Below are 19,066 nucleotides of genomic sequence, written 5' to 3'. Positions count from 1 at the left end.
CAGGTTCCTCACCGGCGCGTCAGGTGGGCCCGGCGGCCCGGGACGGGTGCTCAGAGCCCCCAGAGCCCTCAGAGCCCTCAGAGCCCGGGGGCACCCCAGACCGCGAGCCAGCGCTGGGGGTCCTTCTCCACGGGCAGGTCCTGCGCCAGCAGGTCACGGGCCCGGATCTCCAGCAGGGTGTCGCGCTGCCGACCGCCTCCGGGCTTCGGGGCGAACGGGTAGAAGGTGCCCTGCTTGTAGAGGTAGACGAGACCGAAGCCGCGACCGCCCGCGTCGCGGAACGGCAGGAGCGAGCACAGGAGGCCGGGGCCGAAGCCGTGCACCTCCAGGGTGGTGTTCACCGCGTGCAGGTCGGTGACGAGGCCGGTCAGGTCCTCCGGGTCGTCCTCGACGACGAGCCAGGTGAAGCCGAACTCGTCGGTGGTGGTGCGGACGTCGGGGGCGTCGGCGTCGGCCCGGAGCAGCTCGACCACCTCCTGCTCGACCTGGGCGAACGCCCCTCCCCCGGCGGCGCGGTAGCAGACCGCGCCGGTGCCCGTGGGGGTCAGGCCGGCCTCGGCCGCCAGGGTGATCGCGGACGACGGGATGCCGAACAGCGCGTCGAGGTTGGCCTGCTTCGGCTTGGTGCGCCCGAGGAGGGCGTCGAGGAATCCCACGGCCCGGGCCTCAGACGGTCGGACGGCCGAGCTCGGCCTCGATCCGGGCCAGCTGCTCGAGGCGCTGCTCGAGGCTGGGGTGGGTGGAGGTGAGCGTCCGCAGGGAGACGCCCCGCACCGCCGGGGCGATGAAGAACGCGTTCATCTTCTCGCTGGCCCGCAGGTCCCGCTCCGGCACGGCGTTCATCTCGCCCGTGATCTTCTGCAGCGCCGAGGCGAGCGCCGCGGGCTTCATCGTGAGGTAGGCGCCCGAGCGGTCGGCGGAGAGCTCGCGGTAGCGGGAGAGCAGCTTGAGCAGCAGGAAGCTCACCGCGTAGGTGACGAGGCTGACGACGAGCATGAGCAGCCAGACGGGCAGGCCGTTGTTGTTGTCGCGGCGGTTGCCGCCGAAGATCGCCCCGTACTGGGCACCCTGGGTGACCATCGAGGCCACGATGCCGGCGGAGCTGGCCACCGTCATCACCAGGACGTCGCGGTGCGCCACGTGCGAGAGCTCGTGCGCGAGGACGCCCTCCAGCTCCTCGGCGGTCAGCGTGCGCAGGATGCCGGTGGTGACCACCACGACGGCGCGGTCGGGCGAGCGACCGGTGGCGAAGGCGTTCGGCACGTGGGTGTCGGCGATGCCCACGCGCGGCTTGGGCATGTCCGCCATCGCGCAGAGCCGGTCGATCATCCCGTGCAGCTCGGGCGCCTGCTGGGGGCTCACCTCGCGGGCGCGCATCGCCCGCATCGCGACGGTGTCGCTGCTCCACCACTGGTAGACGGCGATGCCGATGCCGATGAGGCCGACGACCACCGCGAACCCGTACCCGCCGGCGCTGCCGGCGATCGCCATGAGGATCGCGAGGAACCCCACGAAGAGCGCGCCGAGGAGGAACATGACGGTCGTCATCCGGACGGTGAGCCCGGAGTCGCCGACGAAGCGGGTGCGTGCCATGGGTCCATCCTCCCCGACGGGGCAAGGTCGCCGCGGAGCGGGCGGCCTGCTCAGCCGGGGATGAGCCCGTCCTCGGCCAGCATCCCGGCGACCTCCGCGAGGGTCGCGTCCGCCGGCGGCAGGATGAGGTCGGAGGTGTCGAGGGACTCGAGGTCGTGGGCCTCGCCCTGCGCCCGCACCGCCGCGAGCAGGGCGGCGAGGGCCGGCGCGAACGCCGCCTCGTCCCCGGCCTCGACGGCCTTCTCCACCGCGGCGTCCAGCTCGTTCAGGGCGTCCAGGGTCGACTCGGCGACGTCGAACTGCCCCTCGCCGAGGATCCGGACGATCACGCCTGGTCCTTCGTCTGCTCGGCCTGGGTCTCCGACAGGATCGCCCCGCCCGGCTCCAGCGCCTCCGGGGCGGCGCCGCCCTTGAGCGCGGCCAGCTCGGCCTCCACGTCCGCCTGGCTCGAGAGCGCGGCGAGCTCGCGGGCGATGTCGTCGCCGGCGTTGATCGAGCTGGCGTCGTCCAGGGCCCCGGAGGCGATGAGCTCGTCGATGGCGCCCGCGCGGGCCTGCATCTGCGCGGTCTTGTCCTCGGCCCGCTGGATGGCCAGGCCGACGTCGCCCATCTCCTCGCCGATGCCGGACATGGCCTCGTTGATCCGGGTCTGGGCCTCGGCCGCGGTGTAGGTGGCCTTGATCGTCTCCTTGCGGGTGCGGAAGGACTCGACCTTCGCCTGGAGCCGCTGCTGGGCCAGGGTGAGCTTCTCCTCCTCGCCCTGGAGCTGCGCGTGCTGGGCCTCGAGGTCCGCGATCTGCTGGGCCAGCGCCGACTTCCGCGTGAGCGCCTCGCGGGCCAGGTCCTCCCGGTTGACGGAGATCGCCTTCTGCGCCTGTTCGGTCAGCTTCGTCGCCTGCTGCTGGAGCTGGTTGAGCTGGAGCTCGACCCGCTTGCGGCTGGTGGCCACGTCCGCGACGCCGCGCCGCACCTTGCTCAGCAGCTCGAGCTGCCGCTGGTAGGAGTAGTCGAGCGTCTCCCGCGGGTCCTCGGCGCGGTCGAGGGCCTTGTTGGCCTTCGACCGGAAGATCAGGGTCATGCGCTTCCACACACTCATCGCGATGGGTGCCTCTCGTGCTCGGCCTGCGGCTGCGCCGGCGGCGGGGCCGGCTGGTCGGCGCCGTCGCTGACGTCGGTGGACGTCGGCGGCGGCGTGGCCCCACCCTACGGCTCGACGGCAAGGACGGCGAGGAGCCCGCCGTCCCTCGTGAGCAGCGGTCACCCGGCCCGCCCGGCGCAGGACGGGTACGCCAGGGGAAGCCCGCCAGGACCCCACCGGCACCGTGCGCGCGGCCCGCGCGACGACCGGCCCTGCCCGCGCGCGGGACCGCGCCCGTACCCTGGTGCCCCGGGCACCGGGGGACTCCCCCTCGTGAGCACGCCCGCGCACGCGCACGCGAGAAGAGAGAGAGCCCGCGTTGTTCCGCCGCAAGAGCGAGACCGAGACCCCCGAGACCCCCGTGGTCGAGCCCAAGGAGGGTGGCAAGGGTCGCCCGACCCCCACCCGCAAGGAGGCCGAGGCCGCGGCCCGCGCCCGGGCCACCGGTGCCGTCGCCCCCGGCGACAAGAAGGCGCAGCGCGCCGCCCGCGCCGACCAGCAGTCCCGAATGCGCGAGGCGATGCGCACCGGCGACGAGCGCTACCTGCCGCTGCGCGACAAGGGCCCGGAGCGGCGGTTCGTCCGCGACTTCGTGGACGCCCGGTTCTCGGTCGTCGAGATCATGCTGCCGCTGCTGCTGGTCTCGATCCTGCTCACCTACTCCGGCGTCGAGACGCTGATGCTGCTCGGCAACGCCATCGTGATGGCGATGCTGCTGCTCGCGATCCTCGACCTCACCTGGATGCGGTTCCGCCTGCACAAGCAGCTCAACGCGCGGTTCCCCGGCTCGTCCGCCATCAAGGGCTCGACCTGGTACGCGATCACCCGCGCCGTCCAGGTCCGCTTCCTGCGCCTGCCCAAGCCGCAGGTGAAGATGGGCGCGACGCTGCCCGAGCACTACCGCTGACCCGACGCGGCACCGCCGCCGGCCACGGCCCCGGGTCCGCCCGGGGCCGTGCCGGTGCCTCCCCCCTCGGGCTCAGCCCAGCAGGTCCGCCCGCTTCGGGGACGTCGTGAGCGCCGGGTCGCGCACGACCACCGGCTCCAGCGCCTCGTCGATGGCCGCCATGAGGTCGGACTCCAGCCGGACGCCCGCTGCCTTGACGTTGTCGGTGACCTGGTCGGGGCGGCTCGCGCCGATGATCGCGGCCGAGACGGCGTGGTTCTGGAGCACCCAGGCCAGCGCCAGCTGCCCCATCGTCAGCCCCGCCTGGTCGGCGAGCGGGCGCAGGAGCTGCACCCGGGTGAGCACGTCGTCGTCGAGCCAGCGGGCCACCATGTCCGCGCCGCCCTTGGCGTCCGTGGCCCGCGAACCCGCCGGCCAGGCCTCGCCGGGCCGGTACTTGCCCGTGAGCACGCCCTGGGCGAGCGGTGACCAGACGATCTGGCCCAGGCCCTCGTCCAGGCTCGCGGGCACGACCTCGGACTCGATGACCCGCCACAGCATCGAGTACTGCGGCTGGTTGGACACGAGCGGCACGTGCAGCTCCCGCGCCAGCGCGGCACCGGCGCGGATCTGCTCCGCCGTCCACTCCGAGACGCCGATGTAGAGCGCCTTGCCGGCCCGCACGGCGTCGGCGAAGGCCAGCATCGTCTCCTCCAGCGGCGTCTCGTCGTCGTAGCGGTGCGCCTGGTAGAGGTCGACGTAGTCGGTGCCCAGCCGGCGCAGCGACGCGTCGAGCGACTCCCTGATGTGCTTGCGCGAGAGCCCCGAGTCGTTGTGCTTCATCTCGTTCGTCGGCCAGTAGACCTTGGTGAAGATCTCCAGCCCCTCCCGCCGCTCGCCCTTGAGCGCCCGGCCGAGCACGCTCTCGGCCGCGGTGTTGGCGTAGGTGTCGGCGGTGTCGAAGGTGGTGATGCCCTCGTCGAGCGCGCGCCGCACGCAGGCGGTGGCGGCGTCCTCCTCGACCTGCGAGCCGTGGGTGAGCCAGTTGCCGTACGCGATGGCCGAGATCTTCAGGCCACTCGCACCGAGGTTGCGGATCTCCATGGCCGCGACGCTACCCGGCACCACGACCCGAGCGGGTGGCCGCGGTCACGCGGCTGGCAGGATGCCGCGCATGGCCTCCTCCCCCACCGCCGACGTCTCGGTCCGCCTGGCCTGGGCGGACGACGCCGCCGCCCTGGCCCGTCTGCAGCTGCGCGCGTGGGCCGAGCGGTTCGCCGGCGTCCTGCCGCCGGAGGCGGTGCCGTCGGGCCCGGAGGCGGAGGACGCCGCGGCCGCCGCGTGGGCCGAGACGCTGGCCCGCCCGCGCGACGCCCGGCACCGCACGCTCGTGGCGCTGGAGCGCCACCGCCCCGTGGGTCTGGTGGTCACCGCCCCGGCGAGCGACCCCGACTGCGACCCCGGGAGGGACGGCGAGGTCGTCGAGCTCGTGGTCGCGGCGGCGGAGCGCCGCCGCGGGCACGGCTCGCGCCTGCTCCAGGCGGCGGTCGACACCCTGCGCGCGGACCGGTTCGGCCGGGCGGTGCAGTGGGTGGACGCCGGCGACGACGCCCTGCGCGGGTTCCTCGTCCCCACCGGCTGGGGGCCCGACGGCGCCCACCGCGAGCTCGACCCGGTCGGCGGCGGGGTGGCCCTCAAGCAGGTGCGGCTGCACACGTCGCTGGCCGACCCCGGTGACTGAGACCCGCAGCGCGCGCCGGGCAGTGGTGCGCGACGGGCTGGCCGTCGGCGTCGCGACCGGCGCGTACGGCGTCTCCTTCGGGGCCGTCGCGGTCACCAGCGGCCTGAGCGTGGCCCAGACCTGCACCCTCTCCCTGGCGATGTTCACCGGGGCCTCGCAGTTCGCCCTCGTCGGGGTGCTGGGGGCGGGCGGCGGGGCCGGGGCCGCCGCGGCCACCGCCCTGCTGCTCGGCACGCGCAACACGCTCTACGGGCTGCGCCTGGCGCCGCTGCTGGGCTGGCGCGGCCTGCGCCGGGTCGCCGGGGCGCACCTCGTCATCGACGAGTCCACGGCGATGGCCACGGCCCCGTCCTCCCGCGGCCACGAGCGGCTCGCCTTCCTCGTGACCGGCCTGTCGGTGTTCGTCCTGTGGAACCTGTTCACGCTGGTGGGGGCCGTCGCCGGCACCGCGCTGGCCGGCTCGCCGTGGTCGGACCCGCGCACCCTCGGGCTGGACGCCGCGGTGGGCGCCGCGTTCCTGGGCCTGCTGTGGCCCCGGCTGACCACCACGACCACCCGCCTCGTCGCCCTGGGCGCGGCCGCCGTCGCCCTCGGGCTCGTGCCCGTCACGCTGGCGGGCGTGCCCGTCCTGGCGGCCGGTGGGGTGGCACTGCTGGTCGGGTTCCTGCGTCCCGCGCCGGACGCCCCCGCCGGCGCCCCCGCCGGCGCCGAAGCCGGGACCCACCCGGGAGCGGGGTCGTGACCGCCGCCTGGCTGGCGGTGCTGGCCGGCTCGCTCGGCTGCTGGCTGCTCAAGGTGGCCGGCGTCTCGGTGCCTCCCCGCGTCCTGGCCAACCCACGGGTGGCCGCCGTGGCCGCGCTGCTCCCCGTGGCCCTGCTGGCCGCGCTGGTGGCGGTGCAGAGCGTGGGCGACGGCCCCCGCCTGGTCCTGGACGCCCGGCTGGCCGGCCTGGGGGTGGCCGCGCTCCTGCTGCTCGTGCGCGCGCCGTTCCTCGTCGTCGTGGCGGGCGCCGCGCTCGCCGCGGCGGTGCTGCGCCTGCTCTGAGCGCTGGGCCCCGGACCTCCCGGGGGGGGCTCAGGGTGCACGAGGTCGGCCGGCGTCACGGGGGTGGGACGCAGGCCGACCTCGTCCGCCGGCCGGGGACGAGTCGGCCGGCAGCTGGGCGGCGGTCCTCCGCGCTGGTGCGCGGTGGACCGCCGGCAGGTCCGTCCCCCCGGGGCACCCGAGACGGCTCCGGGGGGTCGTGGGAAACGATGTCAGCGGGTCGGGCCCGCCGGGAAGATCACGACTGGCGCAGGTTCTCGCATCGCACAAAGATGCAGACTCCTGCGGTCCGGGCCGTGCGCCGGGGAGGGCTCAGTCGAGGTCGAGCACGTGCTCCAGGCCCACGGTGAGCCCGGGACGCCCCGGCACGGCACGGACGCCCGCGAGGACGCCCGGCACGAACGAGGACCGGTCGAAGGAGTCGTGGCGCAGGGTGAGCGTCTCCCCCTCGGCCCCGAGGACGACCTCCTGGTGGGCCACCATCCCGCGGATGCGCAGGCCGTGGACGCGGATCCCGTCGACGTCCGCGCCCCGGGCCCCGGGGAGCGAGGAGGTGGTGGCGTCGGGGATCGGCGGGCAACCGGCCTCCCGGCGGGCCGCCGCCACGAGCTCCGCGGTGCGGCGGGCGGTGCCGGACGGCGCGTCGGCCTTCCCCGGGTGGTGCAGCTCGACGATCTCCACCGACTCGTAGAACCGGGCGGCCTGCGCGGCGAACCGCATCATCAGGACGGCGCCGACCGAGAAGTTGGGGGCCAGCAGGACCCCCACGCCCGGGGCGTCGGCGAGCCAGCCCTCGAGGGTGGCGAGCCGGTCGGCGTCGAACCCGGTGGTGCCGACCACGGCGTGCAGGCCGTGGGAGACGCAGAACTCGAGGTTGGCCATCACCGCGTCGGGCGTCGTGACGTCCACCACCACCTCCGCGCCGGCGTCGACGACCGTGCTCAGCGGGTCGGAGGAGCCGACCTCCGCGACCAGGTCCACGTCGTCCCCGGCCCGCAGCGCCGCGCAGATCGCGGAACCCAGCCGTCCCCGCGCTCCCAGGACGGCCACACGCGGGCGAGCGCTCCCCTCGTCGGGGGCCGCCGGGGTGCTCTGGGAGGTCTCGCTCGCGCTCACTCCGGAAGCCTTGCACACCGTCCGGTCGGCCACCGACCGACGGCCCGGACACGAGACCGCCCCACCTGGCGCGCTGTCGTGCGGCGTCTTCTGGCAATCTTGGTCCCATGGTGCTGCAGACGATCCCTGCCCGGATCCGCTGGTCGGTGGACCTGATGGACGTCCAGCCGGACGACCACGTGCTCGAGATCGGCTGTGGACCGGGCTACGGCGCGGAGCTGATCTGCTCCCGCCTCGAGACCGGCAAGCTCTTCGCGATCGACCGGTCGGAGTCCGGCGTGGACCGGACGAAGCGACGCTGCGCCCGATTCCTCGACACCGGTCGCCTCACCGTGCGCCAGATCGACCTGGCCACGCTGCGGGTGCCCGTCAAGCGCCTCACCAAGGTCTACGCCTTCAACGTCAACCTCTTCTGGGTGCGCGACTGCGCCGACGAGGTCGCGCTGCTGCACGAGCGGCTCCTGCCCGGCGGCAGCATCTACGTCTACTACGAGGCGACGCGCCCCGAGCAGGTCCCCGAGCTGGTCGAGAAGACCACCGCCGCCCTGGCGGCCGCCGGCTTCCGCACCCAGGTCGTGCAGCGCAAGGTCCCGGCCTGCGTCGGGGTCATCGGCCGCCGCTGAGCCGCGCCCCCACACCGACCCGCGCCCCGACCCGTACCCCGACCGGAGCGGCGGCCCGGGTCGACCCGGGCCGCCGTGCCCGTCAGTCGGACTCGCCGTCCGTCGGGGCCCCGGCGGCCTGCTCGCGACGCTCGCGGGCGTCGAGGTAGCGCCTGCGCAGGCGGCGGTAGGTGAACCAGGCCAGGAGGAGCACCAGCAGCAGGACCAGCAGGCAGATCCACCAGTGGTGGCACTCGTGGTGGTGGCCGCTGCGGTGCTCGAGGTCCGCCTCGAGGTCGTCGTCCGGCGCCAGCGGGCCGGCCACCTGGTCGGTCGCCTCCGCGCCCGCCCCGACGATCACGGTGACGGCGTCGCCGGCGATCGTGCGGGTGACGACGCTGCTCGCCGTCCGCGTCACCAGGTCGGTGAGCGTCACGGTGCGCGTGCGGGTCACCGTCGCCCCCGGCACCGTCACCGTCTGACCGGCCTCCGGGGTCACCGTCACGGTGACGTGCTCGGTCGCCGTGCGGGTGGTGGTGCGGGTGGCCGTCGCCGTCGCGGTGGCCGTGCGGGTCGCCGTCCGGGTCGCGGTGGCGGTCGCGGTGGCCGTTGCGGTCGCGGTCGCGGTCTCGGTGGCCGTCGCGGTCGCGGTCGCCGTCGCCGTCGCGGTCGCCGTCGCCGTCTCGGTGGCCGTCGCGGTCGCCGTCGCCGTCTCGGTCGCCGTCGCCGTCGCGGTCTCCGTCGCCGTCTCGGTGGCCGTCGCGGTCGCCGTCGCCGTCGCGGTCTCCGTCGCCGTCGCGGTCTCGGTCGCCGTCGCGGTCTCCGTCGCCGTCTCCGTCGCGGTGACCGTCACCGTCGGCGTCACGACCGCGGGGGCCACCCAGGTCGTCGTCGCCGTGGCCGAGTCGTTGCTCGCGTCGGGGTCCTGGGAGTCGCTGGCCAGCACGACCGCGACGTTGTCGTACGTGCCGGGCACGTAGCCGCGGACCGACAGCGTGGCCGTCGCCGTCGCCCCGGCCTCCAGGTGGGGAAGGCTCCACTCGCCGGTGGCGTCGTCGAAGCTGCCGGTGTCGACCACGCCGCCCGTGACGACGAGCCCGGGCCCGGTGCGCTCCCCCACGACCACGTCGTGGGCGTCCGAGGGGCCGTCGTTGGTCAGCACCAGGGTGAGCTCGGCCGTGGTCCCGGTCTCCTGGTCCGCGCTCGGGCCGGTCTGGTCGAGCCCGAGGTCGGCGACCTGGCTCACTGCGATCGTGGCGTCCACGGTGTCGTTGCCGGGCGTCGCGTCCGAGTCGGTGGCCACCCGGGCACCGACGTCCAGCGAGGCCGCGTCGAACCAGGCGGGCACGGAGGTGTCCAGGACGACGGTCCAGGTCGCGCCGGCGGCCAGCACCGCCCGCTGGCACACGACGGTGCCGCCGGAGGTGGCGATGCCCCCGCTGTCGGTGCCGGTGAAGGAGCAGGTGCCGCCGTCGGGGTCCGTGACGGTGGGCACGGCGTGGTTCGCGGCGACGGGGAGGCGCAGCACGACGTCCTCGGCGCGCGTGGCGCCGACGTTCTCGACCGTCGTGGTGATCCCCAGCGCGCGCCCGGCGACGGCGTCAGCCGCCCCGCCCGGGCCCGTGAGGTCCTGCGAGACCGCCAGGTCGCTGTCCAGGACGATGTCGAAGGCGACGGTGTCGGAGTTGTTCGAGCCGTCCGGGTCGGGCGTGGACGCGACCGCGGTCGTGCCGGCGGTGAAGCTGCCGACGTCGGCCCCCGCCGCGAGGTCGGCGGTGCCGGCGATGACGACGTCACCGCCCGCGGGCAGCAGCGGGATCGTGCACGCGGTCGCCGAGCAGTACGGGCTCGCGGGCCGGACGATGGTGATCCCGGCCGGGACGACGGTGTTGAAGGAGACGTTCCGCGCGGCCGACGGTCCGTCGTTGGTGACGGTGAGCGTGTAGGGGACGCTGTCGCCCGGACGTCCTGTCGTGGCCGCGATGTCGAGGGTGACGTGCACGTCGGCGGACGTCGCGCCCGCCGTGCTCACCGAGGCGGTGTTGTCGGAGGGATCGGCGTCGGAGGTGGACGAGGTGACCGCCACCGAGGCGTCGACGGCACCGGTGCCGGCGGAGTCGAGGGTGTGGACGATCGTCACCACCACGGAGGCGCCGGCACCGAGGTCGCCGAGCGCGCACTCGACCGTGTCGTTGCCGACCTGGTGGGTGCACGTGCCGCCGGGGACGGAGGCCGAGACGAACGTGGAGCCCGTGGGCACCGCCCCGGTGAGCACCACGGACCGCGCGGTCGACGGCCCCGTGTTCGTCACGGTCGCGGTGTAGGTGACGTCGTCACCCGCCACCGCCGGGTCGGGGCTCGCCACCAGCGAGACCGTCAGGTCCGCCGACGTGGTCACGACCGAGGTGTGGCTCGCCACGTTGTCGCTGGTGTCGGTCTCGTGGACGTCGCTGGTCACCGAGGCCGAGAAGCCCAACGAGGTGCCCGCCGACGCGGTCGGCGCGATGTCACCGGTCAGGGTGACCGTCCGCGTGACGCCCGCGGCCACCGTCGGCCAGGTGCAGGTCACCGAGGTCGGGGTGCCGGGCGTGACGACGCAGGAACCACCACCGGTCGCGGACGCGGCCACACCCGTGAGGGAGCCGGGCACCGTCAGCGACGCCGTGACGTTCGTGGCGTCGCTCGGGCCGTCGTTGCCCACGTCGAGCAGCCAGGTGCTCGTCGTCCCGGCCACCGCGGCGCCGCTCCGGCTCAGGGCCGCCGTGAGGTCCGCGGAGGGGGCCACCACGACGGAGGCCTCCCCGCTCGTCGAGGTGAGCGTCCCGGCGGCCAGGTCGTCGTAGAAGGTGACGTCCGTGTCGTCCACGACGGTCGTCCCCGCGGCCGCCGCCGCGACGACGGCCTGGTAGGTGACCACGCGGGAGGCCCCGGGGGCCAGCTCCCCGCCGACGGTCGCGTTCGCCCCCGTGCCGAGCCGGACGCGGACCGTCCGCGACCCGGAGAGGTACTCCCCCGCGTCGTCGCCCGAGGCGTCCGAGATCGTCGTCGTGCCCGAGCTCGTGGTGACCCGCAGCGAGCCGGGAACGAAGGTGAGGCCGGTCGGCAGCGGGTTGGCCAGGAGCACGGCGTCGGCGGGGTTGCCGCCGTCGTTGGTCGTGGTGATGCGGTAGGTGACGGTGTCCCCGACGTTGGCGGTGCCGTCGCCGGCGGGCGTCGTGGCGGTCATCGTGGTGTCGAGGCACGCCGCGGTGCCGAAGGAGATCGCGTCGAGGAAGTTGCCGACGCTGATGTTGCCGCCGGCCGCACTGATCGAGACGAACGAGAACCGGGTCGTGGTCTGCCCCGCCGGGACGGTGTAGACGCCGCTGTGCTCGTTCCAGGCGACCGGGTCGCTGAACTGGGCCTGCTGGACGCCGGCCCCCGGGGCACCGATCTGCACCGCCATCGTGTCCGTGCCCAGGCGCCCGGAGTGGAGCAGCTGCCAGCGCAGCGTCTGCCCCGGTGTGGTGGCGACGTCCTGGTAGAGCGAGGAGACCATGTTGGCGTTGAGCTCGGCCCACTGCTTGCCCTGCGCGGCGTGGTAGCCCTCGTGGCCGTCGTTCCAGATCTCGATGGCGTGGTCGGAAGCGGTGGTGCTCCACCCCGGCACGTTGCTCTGGTCGGTGATGACGAGCCCGCCGGCGCTGAGCACGGGCTTCTCGAAGTCGCCGTTGGTGAGGCTGACGGTGCCGGGGCACGAGGTCGCCGCGGCCGGGGCGACCTCGACCGGGGACGGGTCGGGGAGGCCGGCGCGGGTGACCGCCGCCAGCGAGCCGCCGAGCACGGCGACGGCGAGCGAGACGGCGAGGACGGAGCCGACGGCCCGGCGGGCGCCGCGGGCCAGGGGGGGCTCCCCCGACGAGGCCCGGCGGGCTCGGCGGGCTCGGCGGGGTCCGCGCAGGAGGGCCGAGGGGGCGGGCGCGGGCAGGAGGCGGGCGCGCCGGAGCGCCCGGTGTCGGGCCGGTTCCGGCGCGTGCTCCGGGGCGTGCTCGGGGTGCTGCTCGGGTCCTGCGGGCGTCCCTGCCTGCGTCATGTGCCCTCCTGGCGGTCTCCGCCCGGATCGGCGGTGCGCACAGGGGACTGAGAGGACGACGGTCCTCAAAGTTGTAAACGTTTGTGAAGACGCCGTTCCCGCAGGTCAGGAGCTCGACGAGGAGGCGGTACCCCACGGGGCACCCGACCCTGGCCACACCCCCGGAACCCCCGGGGGCATCACCGGACCAGACCGGCGCCTCAGGCCCGGCCGGGGCCGACGACGGCCAGGATCTCCTCGCCGCGGAGCACCTCGGCGGCGACCCGCGCGACGTCGTGGACGTCCACCGACTCGATCCGCGACAGCACCTCCTCGACCGGGAGGTAGCGCTCGTGGACGAGCTCGGCCTTGCCCAGGCGCGACATGCGGGAGCCGGAGTCCTCGAGGCCGAGCACCAGCCCGCCGCGGAGCTGCCCGCGCCCCCGACGCAGCTCCTCCTCCGTGAGCCCGCCCTCGGCGACCTTCACCAGCTCGGCCCGGACCACGTCCAGGGCACCGTCCAGCCGCTCCGGCAGGCAGCCCAGCCCGACCCCGACGAGACCGCTGTCCGCGTGGTGGCTGGAGAAGGAGTAGACCGAGTACGCCAGGCCCCGGCGCTCGCGCACCTCCTGGAACAGGCGGCTCGAGGTGCCGCCGCCCAGTGCCGTGGTGAGCGCCCCGAGCGCGAAGCGGTCGGGGTGGTCGCGGCGCAGCCCCTCCATCCCCAGGACGAGGTTGACCTGCTCGAACGGACGCTCCACGTGGGCTCGCCCCGCGTGGACGGGGACGCGTGCCCCCGTGGCCAGCCGGCTGACCGGCTCCTCGACCGCGCCGCCGGGCCCGTAGCCCTCGAACGCCGCCGCCACGAGCTCCACCACCGCGTCGTGGTCCACGTTCCCCGCGACCGCCACCACCGTGGTCGCCGGGCGGTAGTGCGTGCGGTAGAAACGCTCGACCTGGTCGCGGGTCAGGGCCTCGATCGACTCCACCGTCCCGGCGATGCCGCGACCGAGCGGCGTGCGCGCGCCCCACGCCAGCTCGGCGAACAGGTCGTGCACCACGTCGTCCGGGTCGTCGTCGTGCATGGCGATCTCGTCGAGGATGACGTCACGCTCCGCGTCGACGTCGGCGGGCTCGAGCAGCGAGGCGGTGAGCATGTCGCCGAGCACGTCCACGGCGAGCGGCAGGTCGACGTCCAGGACCCGCGCGTGGAAGCAGGTCATCTCCTTGGCCGTGAAGGCGTTGAACTCGCCGCCGACCTCGTCGAGGGCCACCGAGATGTCCAGGGCGCTGCGCCGGGCGGTCCCCTTGAAGAGCAGGTGCTCGAGGAAGTGGCTGCACCCGTGCAGCACGTCGTCCTCGTCGGCGGAGCCGACGTTCACCCACACCCCGATGCTGGCGGAACGGACGCCGGCCATCTGCTCGGTCACCACCCGCAGCCCGTCGGGCAGGACGGTGCGGCGCACGAGACCGGTCAGGCCCTCGGTCGGGCCGGTCGGGTCGGTGGCGGGGCGGGTCGTGCTGGTCACTCGGCGCTCTCCTCGAGGGACGTGGGCGGGAAGACGGGATCGGGGCGGGGCCCCACGGGGCCCCGGGAAACGCCACCGCGCCCCACCCGGGTCGGGCAGGGCGCGGCGAGCGGTGGAGGCGGGAGGCGTGCGGCCCCGCGGGGCCGCACGCGTCACGTCACTCGGACTCGGAGGTCTCCTCCTCGGCCGCGGCCTCCTCGACCACGGGGACGAGGGAGAGCTTGCCGCGGTCGTCGATCTCGGCGATCTGCACCTGGATCTTCTGGCCCACGGAGACGACGTCCTCGACGGCGTCCACGCGCTTGCCACCGGCCAGGCCACGCAGCTTGGAGATGTGCAGCAGGCCGTCCTTGCCCGGCATCAGCGAGACGAAGGCACCGAAGTTGGTCGTCTTGACGACCGTGCCCAGGTACTTCTCGCCGATCTCCGGCATGGTCGGGTTGGCGATCGCGTTGACGGCGGCGCGGGCGGCCTCGGCGGCCTCGCCGTTCGTCGCACCGATGTAGACCGTGCCGTCGTCCTCGATGGACAGCGTGGCGCCCGTGTCGTCCTGGATCTGGTTGATCACCTTGCCCTTCGGGCCGATGACCTCGCCGATCTTGTCGACCGGGACCTTGACCGTGATGATGCGCGGCGCGTGCACCGACATCTCCTCGGGCACCGTGATGGCCTCGGCCATCACGTCCAGGATCGCCAGGCGGGCGTCCTTGGCCTGGGTCAGCGCGGCGGCGAGGACCTCGGCCGGGATGCCGTCCAGCTTGGTGTCGAGCTGGAGGGCGGTGACGAACTCGGAGGTACCGGCGACCTTGAAGTCCATGTCGCCGAACGCGTCCTCGGCACCGAGGATGTCGGTGAGGGCCACGTACTGGGTCTGGCCGTCGACCTCACCGGAGATGAGGCCCATGGCGATGCCCGCGACGGGCGCGCGCAGCGGCACGCCGGCCTGGAGCAGGGACATGGTCGAGGCGCAGACCGAGCCCATCGAGGTGGAGCCGTTGGAGCCCATGGCCTCGGAGACCTGGCGGATGGCGTAGGGGAACTCCTCCTTGGTGGGGAGGACGGGCATGAGCGCCCGGCCCGCGAGGGCGCCGTGGCCGATCTCGCGACGCTTCGGGGAGCCGACGCGCCCGGTCTCGCCGGTGGAGTACGGCGGGAAGTTGTAGTTGTGCAGGTAGCGGCGCTCGGTCTCCGGGGAGAGCGTGTCGAGCTTCTGCACCATGGTCAGCATGTTGAGGGTGGTGACGCCCAGGATCTGGGTCTCGCCACGCTCGAACAGGGCGGAGCCGTGCACGCGCGGGATCACGCCGACCTCGGCGTGCAGCGGACGGATGTCGGCGAGGCCGCGGCCGTCGATGCGGACCTTGTCGCGCAGGACGCGCTGGCGGACGAGCTCCTTGTTGAGGGAGCGGAACGCGGCGCCCAGCTCCTTCTCGCGGCCCTCGAACTGAGCACCGAGGGTGTCGAGCACCTCGGCCTTGATCTCGTCGAGCTTCTCCTCGCGCTCCTGCTTCGGCCCGATGGTGAGGGCGGCAGCGGTCTTCTCGGAGACGGCGGCGGCGACGGCGGCGTAGACGTCCTCGGAGTAGTCGAGGAACACCGGGAAGTCGGCGACGGGCTTCGCGGCCTGCTTGGCGAGCTCCATCTGGGCCTCGCACAGCTGCTTGATGAAGACCTTGGCGGCGTCCATGCCGCCCGCGACGATCTCCTCGGTCGGCGCCTGGACGCCGCCCTTGACGAGGTCCCACGTCTGCTCGGTGGACTCGGCCTCGACCATCATGATCGCGACGTCGCCGGTCTCGGTGACGCGGCCGGCGATGACCATGTCGAAGACGGCGTTCTCGAGCTGGCTGTGGGTCGGGAAGCCCACCCACTGGCCGTCGATGAGGGCCACGCGCACGCCGCCGACCGGGCCGGAGAACGGCAGGCCGGAGAGCTGGGTGGACATCGACGCCGCGTTGATGGCGAGGACGTCGTACGGGGTGTCGGGCTCGAGGGCCATCACCGTGATGACGACCTGGACCTCGTTGCGCAGACCCTTCTTGAAGGTCGGGCGCAGCGGGCGGTCGATCAGGCGGCAGGTGAGGATGGCGTCCTCGGACGGACGGCCCTCGCGACGGAAGAACGAGCCGGGGATGCGACCCGCGGCGTACATCCGCTCCTCGACGTCGATCGTGAGGGGGAAGAAGTCGAAGTGGTCCTTCGGCTGCTTGGAGGCGGTGGTCGCCGAGAGCAGCATCGTCTCGTCGTCGAGGTAGGCCGTGACGGAGCCGGCGGCCTGACGGGCCAGCAGGCCGGTCTCGAACTTGACGGTGCGGGTGCCGAACGAGCCGTTGTCGATGACGGTCTCGACGGCGGAGATCACGGGCTCAGCCGTGGTGGACTCGGTCAAGAGTGGTCCTTGTCGGTGTTGCGGAGCGATCCGCGGCGTCCCGCTCGGGCCGGTCTTCGATCGAGGCCCGCAGTCGGCGCGGGCTGAGGCTCGCGCGGCTCTGAGGGCCACTACCGAGGACCGGGCACAGGCGTGCGGGTCGCTCCTGGATGAAGTGGTGCGTGGTTCAGTCGTGCGCGGCACGGAGGCCGGCACGGGGCCAGCCTAGTGCCAGCACCCACGAAAAGTGACGAGGCGGCCACCCGGAGGTCCCGGGTGACCGCCCTCCCGTCACGACGGGTGCGTCATCGGCGCAGGCCGAGCCGCTCGATGATCGAGCGGTAGCGCGAGATGTCGGTCTTGTTCAGGTAGTTGAGCAGACGACGGCGCTGACCCACGAGGAGCAGCAGGCCACGACGGCTGTGGTGGTCGTGCTTGTGCTGCTTGAGGTGCTCGGTGAGGTGGGCGATGCGGTGCGTGAGCAGCGCGATCTGGACCTCGGGGGAGCCGGTGTCGCCCTCGGTGGTGGCGTACTCGGCGATGATCTTCTTCTTGGTCTCAGCATCGGTACCGACCGACATGCGAGTCTCCTTCCGCCCTGGGGGCGATCGTTGCGCGGCGCGCCGGGGCCTGTTCACCCGGGCACTACTGGTCCGCGGCCGTTAGACGGCAACCGGAAGAGACTATCCCGGCGTCGGGCTGGCCCGAAATCGAGCGGGAACGGCAGGGCAGGTGAAAAGAGTGGAGGGCCACCGGGGGTGTCCCCGGCGGCCCTCTGACGTGCCCGCGGCGCGTGCGGCACGCTCCGCTGCTGCGTGCGTGGCCCGCCCAGCGCGCGCGACGAGCGGTCAGGCGTGGTTGCTCGTGCGGCGCTCGGTGGTGGTCTGGCTGCCGTCGGAGTGCGTGGTGGTGGTGCTCGAGGTGACCCCGCGGCTGCGGTTGAGCGTCACGGCCGTGAGGACGACGACGCCGAGCCCGACCACGAAGAGGATCCAGCCGATCATGGTGGTGTCGACGCCGTTGATGGTGTCCTGGACGGCCAGCGCGAGGATGAGGCCGACCGCGACGAGGAAAGCTCCGAGTCCGTAACCCATGGTGTGTGTCCTTTTCTCCAGGCTCGGGCGCGACTCTCGCGCCCCGGGCGGCATCCCCATGCCTGCCTGGAGGGACGTTTCCCCGCACCACCGAGGACCCACCCACCCCTTCGGGTAGGCCGGCCTCTCAGCCCCGTCCGACCTGGGCGTTCCCGCAGGAGGTCAGGCCAGGACGATGCGGCGGACCGCGTCGCGGGCCTCGCCCGGGTCGGTCGCGGCCAGGGCGGCCTCGGCCGCCTCCTCGCACTGCGCGCGCGTCACGTGCCCGATCTGGGCCCCGACGGGCTTCACGGCCGCGGCGGCCATCGACAGGGACGTGACACCCATGCCCACCAGCGCGCAGGCCAGCAGCGGGTCGGCCGCGGCCTCGCCGCAGACGCCGACGGGCTTGCCCGCCTCGGCGCCGGCGTGCGCCGTGATCGCGATCAGCTGGAGCACCGCGGGCTGCCACGGGTCGGTGAGGTGCGCGAGGTCGGTCGCCATCCGGTCGGCCGCCATCGCGTACTGCGTGAGGTCGTTGGTGCCGATGGAGAGGAAGTCGACGACCTCCAGCATCCGGTGCGCCAGGAGGGCCGCGGAGGGGACCTCGACCATGACGCCGGCCTTGAGGCCCCGCTCGCGCACGCGCTCGGCGAAGCCGGCCGCCTCGGCGACGGTCGCGACCATGGGCGCCATCACCCAGGTCTCCACGCCCGTCTCCTCGGCGGCCCGGGCGATGCCGTCGAGCTGACGCTCGAGCAGGCCCGGGTTGTCGAAGGCGAGGCGGAGACCGCGGACGCCGAGGGCGGGGTTCTCCTCGCCCTCGTGGGTCGCGAACGCGATCGGCTTGTCGGAGCCGGCGTCGAGGGTGCGGACGACCACGTGCCCACGGCCCGCGAAGGGACGCAGCACGTCGGCGTAGATCTGGGCCTGCTCCTCCACCGAGGGCTCCTCGGTGCGGTTGAGGAAGCTGAGCTCGGTGCGGAACAGCCCCACGCCCTGCACGGGCGCCTCGGCCGAGCGGGCCGAGGACTCGCCGTCGGCGACGTTCGCGAGGAGCTTGACCGGCTCGCCGTCGGCGGTGTGGCCCGGCCCGGTCCAGCTCTCGACCTCGGCACGGACGGCCTTGTCGTCCGCGACCCGCTTGGCGGCGTGGTCGGCGTCCGGCTCCACCTCGACGACGCCGGAGGCCCCGTCGACGAGCACGCGGACGCCCGCGGCCAGGTCCTGCGCACCCTGGGCACCCACGATGCACGGCAGCCCCAGCTGGCGGGCGATGATCGCGGTGTGGCTGGTCGGGCCGCCCTTCTCGGTCACGAGGGCCACGACCAGGCGCGGGTCCAGGCCCGCGGTGTCGGCGGGCGCGAGGTCCTCGGCGACGAGCACCGAGGGCACGTCCGGCACGGGGACGCCGGGCTCCGACTCCCCCACCAGGCGGGCGGTCACGCGGCGCTCGATGTCGCGCAGGTCGGTGACCCGCTCGGCCATCAGCCCGCCCATCTGCTCGAAGACGCTGGCGAACTGCTCGATGGCGGCGTGGACGGCGGGGAGCAGCGACGTGCCGGCGCGCAGCTGCTTGCGGACGGCACCGCGCAGGCCCTTGTCGCGGGCCAGGCCGGCGCTCGCGGTGAGCACCTCGGCAGCAGCGCCCGAGCCCTCGGCCGCGCGCTTCTCGAACCCCTCGGCGACGAGGGAGGCGGCCTGGTCGTAGGCGGCCAGGGCGTCCTCCGGGTCGAGGGCGGGGGCCGCCTCGAAGGCGGCGACGGCAGCGGCGCTGATCTCCGTGCGGACGAGCAGGACCGGGCCGTGCGCCAGGCCGGGGACGACCGGGGTTCCGGTGACGGTGAGCATGCTCACAAGGTAGACCGCTCAGCACTTGACAGTCAAACAGACTCGGGCATAAAACAACACAAACACAGATGGTG

The 19,066-nt window shown here is 73.9% G+C and carries 17 protein-coding genes; 5 read left to right on the top strand and 12 right to left on the bottom strand.

The genetic code is table 11. The annotated features are described in order from the left end of the window. Nucleotides 1-77 precede the first annotated feature (77 nt). Genes E8D37_RS13825 through E8D37_RS13810 form a run of 4 tightly spaced genes read right to left on the bottom strand, consistent with a single transcriptional unit; the run spans nucleotide 78 to nucleotide 2,689 of the window. On the bottom strand, nucleotides 78-656 hold the full coding sequence (locus tag E8D37_RS13825) for a hypothetical protein (protein ID WP_136570347.1): 579 nt from the start codon (nucleotides 654-656) through the stop codon (nucleotides 78-80). A gap of 10 nt (nucleotides 657-666) precedes the next feature. After that, entirely contained in the window at nucleotides 667-1,593 is a 927-nt protein-coding gene (gene htpX, locus E8D37_RS13820; RefSeq protein ID WP_136570346.1) for a zinc metalloprotease HtpX, read from the bottom strand. Between the two features lie 50 nt (nucleotides 1,594-1,643). Then, nucleotides 1,644-1,922, bottom strand: a complete 279-nt coding sequence (locus tag E8D37_RS13815; protein WP_136570345.1) for a hypothetical protein — start codon at nucleotides 1,920-1,922, stop codon at nucleotides 1,644-1,646. Further along, the gene (locus E8D37_RS13810) at nucleotides 1,919-2,689 is read right to left on the bottom strand and encodes a PspA/IM30 family protein (protein ID WP_136570344.1); all 771 of its coding nucleotides are present in this window, start codon (nucleotides 2,687-2,689) and stop codon (nucleotides 1,919-1,921) included. The genes E8D37_RS13815 and E8D37_RS13810 overlap by 4 nt, the downstream gene beginning before the upstream one ends. A gap of 361 nt (nucleotides 2,690-3,050) precedes the next feature. On the opposite strand from E8D37_RS13810, the gene E8D37_RS13805 reads away from it, so the two are divergent. Then, nucleotides 3,051-3,638, top strand: coding sequence for a DUF3043 domain-containing protein (locus E8D37_RS13805; RefSeq protein WP_136570343.1), 588 nt, complete (start codon nucleotides 3,051-3,053; stop codon nucleotides 3,636-3,638). 72 nt (nucleotides 3,639-3,710) lie between these two features. Here E8D37_RS13805 and E8D37_RS13800 read toward each other — a convergent pair whose 3' ends face one another. Continuing rightward, nucleotides 3,711-4,721 (bottom strand): aldo/keto reductase family protein, encoded by a 1,011-nt coding sequence (locus E8D37_RS13800; protein WP_136570342.1) that lies wholly within the window; start codon nucleotides 4,719-4,721, stop codon nucleotides 3,711-3,713. A 70-nt stretch (nucleotides 4,722-4,791) separates the two neighbouring features. On the opposite strand from E8D37_RS13800, the gene E8D37_RS13795 reads away from it, so the two are divergent. The 3 genes from E8D37_RS13795 to E8D37_RS20130 are packed head-to-tail and all read left to right on the top strand — an operon-like array spanning nucleotide 4,792 to nucleotide 6,402. Continuing rightward, on the top strand, nucleotides 4,792-5,358 hold the full coding sequence (locus E8D37_RS13795) for a GNAT family N-acetyltransferase (protein WP_136570341.1): 567 nt from the start codon (nucleotides 4,792-4,794) through the stop codon (nucleotides 5,356-5,358). Then, nucleotides 5,351-6,100 (top strand): AzlC family ABC transporter permease, encoded by a 750-nt coding sequence (locus E8D37_RS20135; protein ID WP_136570340.1) that lies wholly within the window; start codon nucleotides 5,351-5,353, stop codon nucleotides 6,098-6,100. The genes E8D37_RS13795 and E8D37_RS20135 overlap by 8 nt, the downstream gene beginning before the upstream one ends. Then, nucleotides 6,097-6,402: an AzlD domain-containing protein gene (locus tag E8D37_RS20130; protein WP_206055750.1), complete on the top strand. Its 306-nt coding sequence runs from the start codon at nucleotides 6,097-6,099 to the stop codon at nucleotides 6,400-6,402. Before E8D37_RS20135 ends, E8D37_RS20130 begins: the two co-directional genes overlap by 4 nt. A 312-nt stretch (nucleotides 6,403-6,714) precedes the next feature. On the opposite strand, the gene dapB is transcribed toward E8D37_RS20130, so the two are convergent. Next, complete coding sequence (dapB, locus tag E8D37_RS13780) at nucleotides 6,715-7,452, bottom strand: 4-hydroxy-tetrahydrodipicolinate reductase (protein WP_240770463.1); 738 nt, start codon at nucleotides 7,450-7,452, stop codon at nucleotides 6,715-6,717. Nucleotides 7,453-7,625: 173 nt separating this feature from the next. On the opposite strand from dapB, the gene E8D37_RS13775 reads away from it, so the two are divergent. After that, nucleotides 7,626-8,141 carry a class I SAM-dependent methyltransferase gene (locus E8D37_RS13775; protein ID WP_136570337.1) on the top strand — a complete coding sequence of 172 codons (516 nt, stop codon included), beginning with the start codon at nucleotides 7,626-7,628 and terminating at the stop codon, nucleotides 8,139-8,141. 82 nt (nucleotides 8,142-8,223) lie between these two features. On the opposite strand, the gene E8D37_RS20585 is transcribed toward E8D37_RS13775, so the two are convergent. The 6 genes from E8D37_RS20585 to ptsP form a co-directional block, all read right to left on the bottom strand. Continuing rightward, nucleotides 8,224-12,192 carry a DUF11 domain-containing protein gene (locus tag E8D37_RS20585; protein WP_136570336.1) on the bottom strand — a complete coding sequence of 1,323 codons (3,969 nt, stop codon included), beginning with the start codon at nucleotides 12,190-12,192 and terminating at the stop codon, nucleotides 8,224-8,226. Nucleotides 12,193-12,392: 200 nt separating this feature from the next. After that, complete coding sequence (locus E8D37_RS13765) at nucleotides 12,393-13,700, bottom strand: pitrilysin family protein (protein WP_240770422.1); 1,308 nt, start codon at nucleotides 13,698-13,700, stop codon at nucleotides 12,393-12,395. A gap of 157 nt (nucleotides 13,701-13,857) precedes the next feature. Then, a complete protein-coding gene (locus E8D37_RS13760; RefSeq protein WP_206055749.1) occupies nucleotides 13,858-16,089 on the bottom strand; it encodes a polyribonucleotide nucleotidyltransferase in 2,232 nt (743 codons plus the stop codon). A gap of 284 nt (nucleotides 16,090-16,373) precedes the next feature. Then, entirely contained in the window at nucleotides 16,374-16,649 is a 276-nt protein-coding gene (gene rpsO, locus E8D37_RS13755; RefSeq protein WP_136570335.1) for a 30S ribosomal protein S15, read from the bottom strand. Nucleotides 16,650-16,916: 267 nt separating this feature from the next. Continuing rightward, nucleotides 16,917-17,162, bottom strand: coding sequence for a DUF6458 family protein (locus E8D37_RS13750; RefSeq protein WP_136570334.1), 246 nt, complete (start codon nucleotides 17,160-17,162; stop codon nucleotides 16,917-16,919). Between the two features lie 162 nt (nucleotides 17,163-17,324). Then, a complete protein-coding gene (ptsP, locus tag E8D37_RS13745; RefSeq protein WP_136570333.1) occupies nucleotides 17,325-18,992 on the bottom strand; it encodes a phosphoenolpyruvate--protein phosphotransferase in 1,668 nt (555 codons plus the stop codon). Nucleotides 18,993-19,066 lie beyond the last annotated feature (74 nt).

Origin of the sequence: Nocardioides sp. GY 10127 (assembly GCF_004919085.1) — a bacterium.
Classification (GTDB): Bacteria; Actinomycetota; Actinomycetes; order Propionibacteriales; family Nocardioidaceae; genus Nocardioides.
This window is presented reverse-complemented; position numbering and strand designations above follow the sequence as displayed.

Coding starts and splice junctions, on each gene's coding strand:
- ptsP (WP_136570333.1), bottom strand. CDS start 18,992: ATGCTCACCGTCACCGGAACCCCGGTCGTCCCCGGCCTGGCGCACGGC.
- E8D37_RS13775 (WP_136570337.1), top strand. CDS start 7,626: ATGGTGCTGCAGACGATCCCTGCCCGGATCCGCTGGTCGGTGGACCTG.
- E8D37_RS20585 (WP_136570336.1), bottom strand. CDS start 12,192: ATGACGCAGGCAGGGACGCCCGCAGGACCCGAGCAGCACCCCGAGCAC.
- E8D37_RS13800 (WP_136570342.1), bottom strand. CDS start 4,721: ATGGAGATCCGCAACCTCGGTGCGAGTGGCCTGAAGATCTCGGCCATC.
- E8D37_RS13795 (WP_136570341.1), top strand. CDS start 4,792: ATGGCCTCCTCCCCCACCGCCGACGTCTCGGTCCGCCTGGCCTGGGCG.
- E8D37_RS13750 (WP_136570334.1), bottom strand. CDS start 17,162: ATGGGTTACGGACTCGGAGCTTTCCTCGTCGCGGTCGGCCTCATCCTC.
- E8D37_RS13810 (WP_136570344.1), bottom strand. CDS start 2,689: ATGAGTGTGTGGAAGCGCATGACCCTGATCTTCCGGTCGAAGGCCAAC.
- rpsO (WP_136570335.1), bottom strand. CDS start 16,649: ATGTCGGTCGGTACCGATGCTGAGACCAAGAAGAAGATCATCGCCGAG.
- htpX (WP_136570346.1), bottom strand. CDS start 1,593: ATGGCACGCACCCGCTTCGTCGGCGACTCCGGGCTCACCGTCCGGATG.